A 12244-nucleotide genomic window follows, 5' to 3' on the forward strand; every position below is an offset into this window, starting at 1 on the left:
GAAACCGTTGTCTTGTTCGGCAACTCGATTAGATTACCACAGTTTCCCATGGTTTGTCAAGTACTTTTTTTCAAGTCCTCAACACTTCTTTTCAAGTCCGCCGCCGCCCTCCCGGACAGCTTTGTTAGACTACCATACCCCACTTAGTTTGTCAATACGGTTTTCACATGTTTTCTACTTTTTTTATACCAGCCATTATCTTGCCTCATACCGCGCCTTTTTAAACGCAATTCTCAAAATGTCTCTGTGTTTTTTTTATTGTATATGGTATGATGTGGTTGTTTGAATCTTAAGAACAGAGGTGATCTTCCTGCGCATTCATCGTATGAGCGCCACCTTCGGAAAGCTGTATCAGCAGACGCTTCATCTTTCCGACGGGCTGAACATTATACAGGCCCCCAATGAAACCGGCAAATCCACCTGGTGCGCGTTTCTGCTCTCTATGTTATATGGTATCAACAGCCGGGAGCGGGACCGCGCGGGTTTTATTGCCGACAAGAACCGCTACGCCCCATGGAGCGGCGCAGCCATGTCGGGTCGTCTGGACTGCCGCGTGGGAGAAGACGAGCTGACGCTCCTCCGGGAGACGAAACGCCAGACCGCCCCGCTGGGGGACTTTAAGGCAGTCCGCCAGGGAACCATGGACGAATATCCCGGTCTAACCGGGCAAAACTGTGGGGAGACACTTCTGGGCGTCAGCCGGGAGGTTTATGAGCGCAGCGCCTTTATCCGTCAGGCCGGTCTGCCCGTGACACAGGACGCAGGACTTGAAAAGCGCATTGCCGCCCTAATCACCACCGGCGAGGAGGACACCTCTTATTCCGAGGCCGCCGCGGCTCTGAATAAGCAGTTGAACCGCCGCCGCCACAATAAAACCGGACGGCTTCCCGCGCTGGAGCTGGAGCTGGCGGACGCTGCCCGTCAGTTGGAGGCTCTGACGGGAGCGGAAACCCAACTGTCCGACCAGCGTCAGGAGCTTTCCCGTCTGACGGAGCAGGAAGCAGAGCTTTCCCGACTTTTAAAGCTCCACGACCTGTGGGATGTGGCCAAAGAACGCCGTCTTTTATCGGAAGCAGGGTCCGCCGCAGCGGACGCAAAGCAAACCGCCGTCAATCTCCGCCGCCAGGCGGAAGAGGCGCGCCTGCCTGAGAACGAAACCATCGGTCGCCTCCGGGGGGCCATCGTGAATTTGGAAACGGTCCGCAAAAGCGTGAATGCCGCCATGGTGGAAAAGGATGCAGCCATGAAAGCCTCCGTCCGGGCCGAAACCGCCGTCAGCGAAAGCCCATTTGCAGGGAAATCGCTGGAGGATTCAAAAAAAGAAGCTGCCACAATGCAAACTGCTCGTGCGCCCCTGACGCCCACCAAGGTAATTCTGGCAATTGTGGCGCTTCTCTGCCTTGTTTTGGCCGTGTTTCTCCTTGGATGGAAAGACAGCCACGGCTTTGCCATACAGGGCCTTGTGCCCGGGATTCTCTTTGCGCTGAGCGCTGGGGCCGTTCCACTCCTTTGGAAACTCCACCTGCACGACACAGCACAGGTAAGAAACGCTCTGCTACTGAAACGTTTCCACACCGCCGACCTTGCAGAGATCGCCGCCCTGGCGGACACCTATGCCACCCTGTGTCAAAACAGGGACGAGGCCCAAAACGCAGTGGTGAAGGCCACCGCCACCTATGACGCGCTGTACGCCTCCCTTACCTCCAACGAACAGGGTATCTTACTGGAGGTTCGCCGCTTTGCCCCCGCCGCCTTTGACATCCCCGCCGCCGATGCGGCCCTGAGGGAGTGCGCTGTTCGGCGCAGAGAGCTGACCATGTCCGAAAACGCGGCGGAAGCCGCCCGGCTGCGGTACGAAACCATGTACCGCCAGATTCCCGAACAAAACCTCTCCGCGGAAGAACCCGCCGCGCCGCCCACCCAAAGCCGGGAAACGCTGAATACGGAGCTTCTTTCCGTGAAAGCCGCACTCTCCGCGGCCCAATCCGCAGCCGACCGCCTTACCGGTCAAATCGCCGCTCTTGGCGGGCGCGAAGCGCTGGAGGCACAAACGGAACAGCTCCGCTTGCAGATAGACGTGCTGGAGGGCGAATATCAGTCCATCGCGCTGGCGATGGAGACGCTGGACGACGCCAACGCCGCGCTGCAAAACCGCTTCTCTCCCCTGCTGGGCCGCCGGACGGCAGAACTTTTCTCCGCGCTGACCGACGGGGCCTATTCCGGCGTGGTGCTGGACCGGTCGTTCCACCTCTCTGCGGAACCCACTGGAGACACGGTGTGGCGGGACGCAGCGCTGCTCTCCGCCGGGGCGGGGGACCAGTTGTATCTTGCGGCGCGGCTGGCCATCTGCGAGCTGGTTTTACCGGACGCAGCCCTTCCCCCCCTGGTATTGGACGACGCGCTGGCCAATTTTGACGACTCCCGCTGCGCGTCCGCCCTGCGGCTTTTAAAGGAGGAAGGGAAAAAGCGCCAGCTTCTTCTTTTCACCTGCCACAGCCGGGAAGCCGCCTTTTTCGCAGACGATCCGGAGGTTTCCGTTCAGAGGTTGACGAACGGCCCGTCCGGGGTATAAGATAACGGTTGCATTGATAGCGGCGGGCCCCATTTTTCCCGCCAATACCTTTAATATGTAATATGGCAAAAGGAGTTTCAACATGAGTGAATGCACCCACGAGTGTTCCGCCTGCGGCGAGAGCTGCGCGGAGCGTCAGGGACCCCAGTCCCTGCTGAAGGAGGCCAATCCCGAAAGCCGCATCGGGAAGGTCTTTGGCGTTGTCTCCGGCAAAGGCGGCGTCGGAAAATCCATGGTCACAAGCCAGCTGGCGGTGACCATGCGGCGGCGAGGCTTTAAGGTCGGTGTGCTGGATGCTGATATCACCGGCCCTTCCATTCCCAAGGCCTTCGGTATCCATGAAAAGGCCCGGAGCGACGGGCACTCCCTCCTTCCCGCCGTGACCAAATCCGGCATTGAGATCATGTCCGTCAACCTGCTGCTGGAGAACGAGACGGACCCGGTCATCTGGCGCGGACCCGTGATTTCCGGCGTGGTTCAGCAGTTCTGGACGGACGTAATCTGGGACGTGGACTATCTGTTCGTGGATATGCCCCCGGGAACCGGCGACGTGTCCCTCTCCGTGTTCCAGTCCATCCCGTTGGACGGCATTCTTGTGGTGGCCTCTCCGCAGGATTTGGTGAGCATGGTGGTGGAAAAGGCCGTCAAGATGGCGGAGATGATGGAGGTTCCCATTCTGGGTCTGGTGGAGAACATGAGCTACGTGGCCTGCCCGGACTGCGGAAAGAAAATCTATCTCTTCGGCGAGGGCAAAACCGCCGAAGCCGCCGCACGGCATAACCTGAAGCTTCTTTCCCAGATGCCCGTTGACCCGGCCCTCGCGGCCCTGACCGACGCGGGCAGCATCGAGGATTTTCAGGGCGATTGGCTCAGCCCTGCCGCTGACGCCGCCGAGGGCAAATAATTACAAAAAAGGCAGGGACATCTTTCGATGTCCCTGCCTTTTTTGCCGGTCCCTTTTTTTAGCATGCACAGCGGGCCGGATTTGTCTTCCTCACAAACCGCAATTTGCCGTGTAAAGACAAATTCCACAAGCATTGTCTCCCCGACATCCATATTTTGTTCTGTAAAAACAGTTGCAAATTTGCGGACTATCTATAATAATAGAATGATAATACAATCGGTCGAAAAACCGCCCGTCTCCTCATGGGGGACAAACTGAAAGAGGGGGATATCATCACATGCAGGAATTGAAGGACCGCATCGTCAGGGAGGGCAAAGTTCTCCCCGGCAACATCATTAAGGTGGACGGCTTTTTGAACCACCGGGTGGACCCCACCATTATGGTCCACATCGCCGAGGAATTCGGCCGTCACTTTGACATGGATCAGGTCAGCGTGATTCTCACCGCCGAGGCCAGCGGCATTGCACTGGCGGCCATCTGTGCCCAGCGCTTTGGAAAGCCCATGATTTTTGCAAAGAAGGCGAAGAGCGACAATATCGAGGGCGGACTTTACCAGAGCGATATTTTTTCTTATACCTATAAGAAAAAAGTGACCCTGCTGGTAAACAAGGAATGGCTTAATGCCGACGATAAGGTCTTGATTGTGGACGACTTCATGGCCAACGGAGAGGCCATGCGGGGCTTGTGCGACATTGTCACCAGCGCAGGGGCCACGCTGGTGGGCATTGGCTGCGCCGTAGAGAAGGGCTTTCAGGGCGGCGGAGACCGGCTGCGCGCCGCCGGGATGAATCTGAAGTCCCTTGCCATCATCGAATCCGCCGAGCCGGGCAACATTGTATTCCGGGAGGACGACTGATATGCAGAAGGTCATTGTTTTGGACTTTGGTGGGCAGTATAACCAGCTGATCGCCCGCCGCGTCCGGGAATGCAATGTGTACTGCGAGGTAAAATCCTATACCACCCCACTTTCCCAGCTTGCATCCGAAAAGCCCATCGGCATGATCTTTACCGGCGGGCCCAGCAGCGTGTACGACCCCGCCTCCCCGCAGGTGGACCCCGCCATTTTTGCGCTGGGCATCCCCATCCTGGGCATTTGCTACGGCTGCCAGCTTATGGCCCATCATCTGGGTGGGCGCGTCACCGCCGGCACCGAGGACACCGCCCGGGAATACGGCAAGACCGACACGTTTTTTGAAACCGACTGCAAGCTCTTCAAGGGCCTTGAAAAAGAGGGCGTCACCTGGATGAGCCATGGGGACTATATGGAAAAGGTTCCTGACGGTTTTTCTCTTGTGGCTCACTCCGCCGCCTGCCCCACCGTTGCCATCTGCGACGAAAGCCGGGGCTTTTACGGCGTCCAGTTCCACCCCGAGGTGAACCACACACAGCACGGCACCGATATGATCCGCAACTTCCTCTATGAGGTCTGCGGCGCGGCGGGCGACTGGACCATGGGCGACTACCGGGATACCGCCGTGGCCCAGATCCGGGAGAAGGTTGGCGACGGCAAGGTGCTGCTGGCTCTTTCCGGAGGCGTGGATTCCTCCGTCGCGGCGGCGCTGATCGCCGAAGCCGTGGGTAAACAGCTCACCTGCGTGTTTGTGGACCACGGCCTTATGCGCCTGAACGAGGGCGACGAGGTGGAGGCCGCGTTCAAAAAGTGGGATATCAACTTTATCCGTGCCGACGCCGAGGAATTGTTTTTAGGAAAGCTTGCAGGGGAAACCGAACCAGAGCGCAAGCGGAAGATCATCGGCGAGGAGTTCATCCGCGTTTTCGAGGCCGAGGCCAAGAAAATCGGCAAGGTGGACTATCTGGCGCAGGGCACCATTTATCCCGATGTGATCGAGTCCGGTCTGGGCGCCTCCGCCACCATCAAGAGCCACCACAATGTCGGCGGTCTTCCCGACTATGTGGATTTCAAGGAGATTATCGAGCCGCTGCGGATGCTGTTCAAGGACGAGGTGCGCGGGCTTGGCCGGGAACTGGGCCTGCCGGAATATCTGGTGATGCGCCAGCCCTTCCCCGGTCCCGGGCTTGCCATCCGGGTGATTGGCGAAATCACGAAGGAAAAGCTGGACACTCTGCGCCTTGCGGATTTCATTTTCCGGGACGAGGTGGCAAAGGCCAAGCTGGAAGATTCCATGAACCAGTATTTTGCAGTGCTCACCAATATGCGCTCAGTGGGCGTGATGGGTGACGGGCGGACTTATGATTACACGCTGGCTCTGCGCAGCGTGACCACTACCGACTTCATGACCGCCGACTGGACCCGTATCCCCTACGATGTGCTGGACCGCGTCTCCACCCGCATTGTCAACGAGGTCCCCCATATTAACCGCATCGTTTACGATATTACCTCCAAGCCCCCCTCCACCATTGAGTGGGAATAAGCTTTTAGACAAAAACCAAGACCACAAACCCAAGTGTAATGCGGGTTTGTGGTCTTTTGCTTTGTGCGGTGATAGCAGAATCATTTTGGTGGGATAGTAGAAACGCTATCCTCTTTTTTATTTTCTACAATGGATAGCTCAATAATTTGCTCCTCACCGCTTATGTATATTTCCTCTGTCTGCCGTTGAACTGCCTGTAACTCATCGACTATGTCTGTAATTTTGTTAAACAATATATAATACATCTTTTTGTAGTCGGACAAAGCACTCACCTCAAACACATTATAGTCAATATATTGAGCATAGTCAATAGATTAGGCATGTTAATATTTAAGTATACTATATTAGAGGTGATGTTAATGATAAACTACAATCCGTTTTTTAAATATTTGCTTGACCACAATATAACCGAATATAATTTAATATATAAACAAGGAATTTCGGCAAATACGATTCACAGAATGAAAAATGGCAAACCCATAACAACAGAAACTTTAGACACGTTGTGTTTTATTTTGAAATGTGATATTACTAATATAATAGAATATGTTGAAGATAAATAAACTCAGTATGCCAATTTTATAGCATACTGGGTTTGTTTCATACCCTCCAATTCATCTTCCACTCGTAATATTCTTCCTGCGTAAGCTCTCCTTTTTGGAGGGCTTTTTGTTTTTCGAACCACTAGTAATTTTCGTCGTGGCCATCTTCTGGTATTTAATTTGCTTCTTGTTAAGCACACCGAGGGAAACAATTATTTTCAGGAGGGATGTGCCAGGCCGGTGCAGTGGCGCAGCGCCGGAAACCCGAGAGATTCCTGGGTTTCCGGCGTTTTATTTTTTCTTTTATAAGATCTTGATCCAAAGCCACTGAAACTCAGCGGGATACGTCGGCCTCATATTTCAATTTATCCGCCATCTGTTCGCTTTGGAAGCAGGCCTGGCACTGCCTCGCGCAGGGCGCCGCATTGATGCCGCAATGCAGCATGCTCTCAGAGGTGTTTTTCCGATTTTCCTCAATAGCAAAAAGCACCTCATGATAGGGAATCAGGGGATCAATTCCCGAAAGCGCAAGGTCCGCATACAGGGGGGCCGTTACCGCCGCGCGGATTGTACGGGTGATACACGGAAACTCCTTGCCACCGGGAATCGGATCGCAGGGAATTCCAAGGTTCGCCTGCAAGGCCATTGAAGCCGCATTCTCCACCTGTTGCCCGTCTCCGCCGGCCATCCATGTAATGGCTCCACTGCCCATGGCGCAGCAGATTCCGGACTCTCCAACGCAGCCGGAATTGCCGCTGGCCTGCGCGTTTGTGAACGCGATTGCCCCCAGTCCGGCGGCAACAATCAAGCCCTCAATCACCTTTTCATGGCTGAACCCATGTGCTTCCCGAACGGCGTCAATCGCACTGTACAAATATCCGCCGCCGGTTCCCATGGGTCCGGGGACAATCTTTGTACCCGGAAGCTTCGCATTGGTGGACATGGCATGGGTGATGATATGCCGGGTGATGGGATCTTCCAAAACCTTGCCGGATTGAAGATACCGGTTCCATGCGCGGCCGTAAATCGGAAGATTTGGCGTGTCCTTTGCCCGGTCGTATCCAACTGTCTCCAGCGAGTGAATCTGGTTGAAAAGAATCTCGTTGATTTTCTCAAAATAGTCCCAGACCTTCTGGTCCGTCCATCCGGAAAACCCTTTTTCATACTCAATTGCCGCCTGAACGAAGCTGATGCCCCGTTCCTCAGAAACCTGCCGCCATTCCTGCACATTTTTAAACAGCTGCGGCTTGCGATTCTTTGTGGTAACGACGGGGAGCAGCGCGGGCAGAAGTCTCCATTCCGCCCGGTCCGCAAAAATTTCATCAAATGCGTTTTCATCAGGTAAGGATGAGAATTCCATGAAAAGCGCATGCCGCCCCTGACCGTCCTCATAGTAGGCGGCTTCCAGAAGATCGTGAAGCCGCTCCCGCAGCCTTTGTTCCGTTTCATGCAGAAATGCAGACTCTCCGCCCCATGCAAGCAGGGCAAACGTATCGGCCTGCCACGCAATGGGAAATCCATGAATTGTGTAGGTGCTGACCATACCCCCGCCGATTGAGCGGGCCGTCAGTACAGCGGTGTCCCCCTCGGCGCCCGTCAGCTCAAAGGTGGTGCTTCCCGGCCAGCTGTTATCTGACGAGCGTTCTCCAAATTCGTAAGAAATTCCCGCCTGACGGGCCAGCTCATGCGCGTCAAACAGCCGGATGTCATCGGTGGGAAAGTCCTGAAGCCCTCCCAGATAGCCCCGGTCATCCATCATGTTGCCGAGGGAATTCATGTGATGGTCGCCGGGGTTAAACAGAATCCGCACCCGCTTTGGCTCACTTTTCAAAGTATATCTGGCGATGCGGCCCACCCGGCTGGTTCCGGCAAAGCTGCCGCTGGAGCCGGGCTGCATGATGGGGCCAAACACATCATTAAAAAAATCCGGGTAAAATAATTTGGGCATTTCTATCCTTCCTTCTCCTTGGCAATCGTCTCCACGGCAATCCGGGCCATCAGCCCGGCGGCAGGCGCCAGCGCCGACAGATCGGCGGAAAAGCCCGCATTGTGCAGGGGGCAGGTATCCCCGATTCCCACATGGAACAGTGCGCCGGGAATCAACTCCTGATAGCAGGAAAAATCCTCTCCCCCCATCTCAGGTCGCTGCGGAACAACTGCAAATCCATTGTTTAGAGCCGTTTGCGCAATCAGATCTGCCAGATCTCCATCATTATTGGTGGCAGGACAGCCGGGCAGCCATTGAAAACCCGTTTGATACCCTTCAGCTTGCAGCGCATTCAGCTTTTTTTCCATACTGTGCACAACCGCCTCCCGTACGGACGGGTCAAAGCTGCGCACGGTTCCCTCCAATTCCGCACTGTCCGGAATGATGTTCCAGCTTGTGCCGGAAGTAACGCGGGTGATGCTGACCACAGCGGATTCACGGGGGCTGATTCCACGGCTGACAATCTCCTGAAACGAGCCGATCAGGCGCGCGGCGGCGGGTATGGGGTCAAGTCCGTCCTGCGGCGCACTGCCGTGGCAGCCCTTGCCGCTGATCCTTATGACAAACCGGTCCACGGCGGCGGAAAAAGGTCCGCCGGAGATTCCGATGGTTCCTACCGGCATTTTGCTGCGAACGTGCAGGGCAAGAATCCGCTGAATCCCATAGGTCTTAAATATCCCGGTCTGCACCACCTTTTCTCCGCCATGTTCCGCCTCCTCCGCCGGCTGGAACAGCAGCAGCACCGTTCCAGGAAGAGATTCCCGCTGCGCTGCCAAAAGCGCCGCCGCGCCCAATAGGGCGGTGGTGTGAAAATCATGTCCGCAGGCATGCATGCGCCCCGCGTTTTCAGAGCTGTACGCAAGCTCACTGGCCTCTGTAATCGGAAGTGCGTCAATATCCGCTCGGATGGCAATAACGGGTCCCGGAGCGTTTCCTGCGATTCTTGCCAGCGCCCCGGTCGGAAGGCCCAGCTCCAGCAGCTCAACTCCCTCAATCTTAACCAGCAGCTCTTTAATTTTCCGCGTTGTTTCATGCTCCTCCAGCGCCAGCTCCGGGTGGCGATGGAACCACTTAAAGCGCTCTTTCAGGGTTTCTTCAAACTCCAAATTCGCCGGTTTTATCTCGTTCACATTCATAGCATCACTCTCCTGCGGCCATTCCCAAATGCGCCTGGCGGAGAAACAGTCTGGTCCGCTCGTGTTGCGGATGGCAAAACAGCTGCTCCGGGGCTCCGTCCTCTAAAATAACGCCCTCGTCCAGTAAAATTACTCTGGTGGAAACGCTGCGCACAAACCGCATCTCATGGGACACGACGATCATGGTCATGCCGTCTTTTGCAATTTCATTCATCACCGTCAGCACCTCGCCCACCCACTCAGGGTCCAGCGCACTTGTCGGCTCATCAAATAAAATCACGTCCGGATCCACGGCAAGCGCCCGGGCAATTCCAACCCGCTGCTGCTGTCCGCCGGATAAAAAGTCTGGGTACGCATCCGCCTTGTTCAAAAGGCCCACCCTGTCCAGAAGCTGTCTGCCCCGGAGAATGGCGTCCTGTTTGTTCATTTTTTTCACGCACAGTAGGCTTTGCGTCACGTTTTCCAAGGCGCTTTTGTTGCGGAAGAGATTATAATGCTGGAATACCATGGCCGATTTACCGCGCAAACCCGAAATCTGCTTTTTGGTGGCGGTTTTGGCGTCTATGGCGGCGCCGTTGAGTTCAATTTGTCCCTCGTCGGGCGCATCCAGCCAGTTAATCGCCCGCAGAAGCGTGGTTTTCCCTGCACCGGAGGGGCCGATCATCGTAACGATTTCGCCCTGCCGGATATCTAAATTAATTCCGCGCAGAATTTCGTTTTCTCCAAATTGCTTTTTAAGATTTTTAATATGAATCACTTCGCGGCCCTCCTCTCGTATCTGCGCACTCTCTTTTCCCAGCAGCCAAACAGATACTCCAACACGATGCAGCAGCCCCAGTAAATCAGAGCGACCACAATGTACACCTCGAAAAAGCGGAAGGAACGCGACCCCACGATTTTGGCGGCAGCCATCATTTCAATTACAGAAATATTAAAAATCAGGCTGGTTTCCTTCAGCAGGGAGATAAAGGAGTTTCCAAGCGGCGGCAGCGCAACCGTAAAGGCCTGCGGGAGAACCACCCGGAACAGCGCCTGCCGCGTTGTCATATTGACACTGTAACAGGCCTCGAGCTGTCCTGCGTCAACGGAGAGCATTGCGCTGCGGATGGTTTCCGACATGAATGCGCCGCTGTTCAGGGACAGTGCAACCACGGCGAAGACCGAGGCGGGAATCCCATTGACCGACAAATTGCTTCCAAGCTGTTCGTTCAGGCTGCGCAAAAAGACCGGAATCCCGTAATAGGCCACCAAAAGCTGTACCATGGCCGGTGTCCCGCGAGCAAAGGATAAGTAAAGCTTGCACAGGGGAGAGAGAATACGAATATTGAAATACCGGACAAACGCCACGCCAAATCCCAATAGAAGTGCAATGATTCCCGAGCAGGCCGCAATCTTCAGCGTAACAGGCAGATATGAGATGATTTCAGGTACGGTTGAAATCATGAATTCAAGATCAAACACTTTTCCCATAGAGATAATCCTTTCTGATCGCGGTGAAAGGCATCTGCTTCCATACGCCCAAATGCCGCGCTGAGACTGCGGCCGCCCGCTTCATCATGCAAAAATCACTGAAATTCCGAGGTGATCCGCACGCAGCCAAAATAAGCCGACGCGCCCCGAAATCAGTTGATACGGGCCTGCACCGCTTCCTGCGTGGAATAATCCTCGCCAAGATAGGTTGTGCTCAGATCTGCCAGCGTTCCGTTGTCCAGCAGGGTTTGCAGCGCATTGTCCACCAGGGACTTCAAATATTCGCCGCCCTCATTCTGGTTGAACAGCCAATAAACCGGCTTCACCGTGTCGTCATTGCGAAGTGCAAATTCCACATCAAGGCCTTGCTCCTTCACAATCAGGCCGGCCGTCACCGGGCTGACCAGCGTTGCATCCACGCGCCCCTCCTGCACATCCAGCAGTGCCTTGGAAATATCGCCGTCGCCGTAAGTGACATTGACCACGTTTCCGTGCTCCGCATTCCAAGTCTCAATAATATTGGCGTTGGAGCTGCCTACGCCCACCGTGACGGTTTTCCCGGCCAGATCGTCCATGCTCTTGATATCGGTGCGCCCGGTCTTATATGCAATGGCACCGATGCCCCAGGTATAGGCCGTGTCACCAAAGAGATACTTCTCCTCCCGTTCGGGGGTCTTCGCCGCCTGGCTGACAATCAGGTCGTATTTCTCAGCCTCCAGCCCTGCAAAAATCGAGGACCACTCCACCGCCTGATACTCAAACTGGATTTCGGGAATCAGCTCATCCACGGCCTTCGCCACCGCAACATCGTAGCCGTCGGGACTTCCGTCGGCCCCCACATAGTTAAAGGGGGCATACGCGCCTTCGGTTGCAACGCGGTATGTCACCACATCCGCTTCTTCGCTTTGGGAACCCTGTGCACTTTGCGACGCGGAGGAGCTTTGTGCGCCGCCTTGATTTGCGCATCCGGTCAGTGCCAGCGCAAGCGCCGAGGACAGGGCAAGAAAACGAATGGTATTTAGCTTATTCATAATAAAAATCTCCTTATAAATCAAATCATTTTCTAATTTTGACAACAAAAATGCCCGGGCCGCATTTTAGCTCCCGGACAGCGCATGGCAGAAAAAGTCGCCTATTAACAGCGAACAAAGGGCGCACGAAAACACCCAGCCATATCACCAGCCCGGGAGCATAGCATTCGTCCACATCGAAAATTACTGCGAAGCAGGTTTTGAAACAC

General features: G+C 55.1%; 11 protein-coding genes. 5 read left to right on the forward strand and 6 right to left on the reverse strand.

What is annotated here, in order from left to right:
- Positions 1-325: 325 nt before the first annotated feature.
- From ABVS15_RS06985 to guaA, 4 genes are all read left to right on the forward strand, one after another.
- Positions 326-2572 carry an ATP-binding protein gene (locus ABVS15_RS06985; protein WP_369283028.1) on the forward strand — a complete coding sequence of 749 codons (2247 nt, stop codon included), beginning with the start codon at positions 326-328 and terminating at the stop codon, positions 2570-2572.
- Between the two features lie 82 nt (positions 2573-2654).
- Entirely contained in the window at positions 2655-3476 is an 822-nt protein-coding gene (locus tag ABVS15_RS06990) for a P-loop NTPase (protein WP_369283029.1), read from the forward strand.
- Positions 3477-3753: 277 nt separating this feature from the next.
- The gene (locus tag ABVS15_RS06995) at positions 3754-4332 is read left to right on the forward strand and encodes a xanthine phosphoribosyltransferase (RefSeq protein ID WP_369283030.1); all 579 of its coding nucleotides are present in this window, start codon (positions 3754-3756) and stop codon (positions 4330-4332) included.
- Between the two features lies 1 nt (position 4333).
- A complete protein-coding gene (guaA, locus tag ABVS15_RS07000; RefSeq protein WP_369283031.1) occupies positions 4334-5869 on the forward strand; it encodes a glutamine-hydrolyzing GMP synthase in 1536 nt (511 codons plus the stop codon).
- Between the two features lie 80 nt (positions 5870-5949).
- Here the strand turns inward: guaA and ABVS15_RS07005 are convergent, their stop codons facing one another.
- Complete coding sequence (locus tag ABVS15_RS07005) at positions 5950-6132, reverse strand: hypothetical protein (protein ID WP_369283032.1); 183 nt, start codon at positions 6130-6132, stop codon at positions 5950-5952.
- A 96-nt stretch (positions 6133-6228) separates the two neighbouring features.
- Here ABVS15_RS07005 and ABVS15_RS07010 point away from each other — a divergent pair, with 96 nt between their 5' ends.
- Positions 6229-6432 (forward strand): helix-turn-helix domain-containing protein, encoded by a 204-nt coding sequence (locus ABVS15_RS07010; protein ID WP_369283033.1) that lies wholly within the window; start codon positions 6229-6231, stop codon positions 6430-6432.
- Between the two features lie 313 nt (positions 6433-6745).
- Here ABVS15_RS07010 and ABVS15_RS07015 read toward each other — a convergent pair whose 3' ends face one another.
- The 5 genes from ABVS15_RS07015 to ABVS15_RS07035 form a co-directional block, all read right to left on the reverse strand.
- On the reverse strand, positions 6746-8359 hold the full coding sequence (locus tag ABVS15_RS07015; protein WP_369283034.1) for an L-serine ammonia-lyase, iron-sulfur-dependent, subunit beta: 1614 nt from the start codon (positions 8357-8359) through the stop codon (positions 6746-6748).
- 2 nt (positions 8360-8361) lie between these two features.
- On the reverse strand, positions 8362-9534 hold the full coding sequence (locus tag ABVS15_RS07020; RefSeq protein ID WP_369283035.1) for a M20 family metallopeptidase: 1173 nt from the start codon (positions 9532-9534) through the stop codon (positions 8362-8364).
- Positions 9535-9538: 4 nt separating this feature from the next.
- Entirely contained in the window at positions 9539-10291 is a 753-nt protein-coding gene (locus tag ABVS15_RS07025) for an amino acid ABC transporter ATP-binding protein (RefSeq protein WP_369283036.1), read from the reverse strand.
- Positions 10288-11004 carry an amino acid ABC transporter permease gene (locus ABVS15_RS07030; protein WP_369283037.1) on the reverse strand — a complete coding sequence of 239 codons (717 nt, stop codon included), beginning with the start codon at positions 11002-11004 and terminating at the stop codon, positions 10288-10290. Before ABVS15_RS07030 ends, ABVS15_RS07025 begins: the two co-directional genes overlap by 4 nt.
- 152 nt (positions 11005-11156) lie before the next feature.
- Positions 11157-12035 (reverse strand): transporter substrate-binding domain-containing protein, encoded by an 879-nt coding sequence (locus tag ABVS15_RS07035; protein WP_369283038.1) that lies wholly within the window; start codon positions 12033-12035, stop codon positions 11157-11159.
- Positions 12036-12244 lie beyond the last annotated feature (209 nt).

This window comes from Oscillibacter sp. GMB15532 (assembly GCF_041020825.1).
Classification (GTDB): Bacteria; Bacillota; Clostridia; order Oscillospirales; family Oscillospiraceae; genus Oscillibacter.

Coding starts and splice junctions, on each gene's coding strand:
- ABVS15_RS06985 (WP_369283028.1), top strand. CDS start 326: ATGAGCGCCACCTTCGGAAAGCTGTATCAGCAGACGCTTCATCTTTCC.
- ABVS15_RS06990 (WP_369283029.1), top strand. CDS start 2,655: ATGAGTGAATGCACCCACGAGTGTTCCGCCTGCGGCGAGAGCTGCGCG.
- ABVS15_RS06995 (WP_369283030.1), top strand. CDS start 3,754: ATGCAGGAATTGAAGGACCGCATCGTCAGGGAGGGCAAAGTTCTCCCC.
- guaA (WP_369283031.1), top strand. CDS start 4,334: ATGCAGAAGGTCATTGTTTTGGACTTTGGTGGGCAGTATAACCAGCTG.
- ABVS15_RS07010 (WP_369283033.1), top strand. CDS start 6,229: ATGATAAACTACAATCCGTTTTTTAAATATTTGCTTGACCACAATATA.
- ABVS15_RS07015 (WP_369283034.1), bottom strand. CDS start 8,359: ATGCCCAAATTATTTTACCCGGATTTTTTTAATGATGTGTTTGGCCCC.
- ABVS15_RS07020 (WP_369283035.1), bottom strand. CDS start 9,534: ATGAATGTGAACGAGATAAAACCGGCGAATTTGGAGTTTGAAGAAACC.
- ABVS15_RS07030 (WP_369283037.1), bottom strand. CDS start 11,004: ATGGGAAAAGTGTTTGATCTTGAATTCATGATTTCAACCGTACCTGAA.
- ABVS15_RS07035 (WP_369283038.1), bottom strand. CDS start 12,035: ATGAATAAGCTAAATACCATTCGTTTTCTTGCCCTGTCCTCGGCGCTT.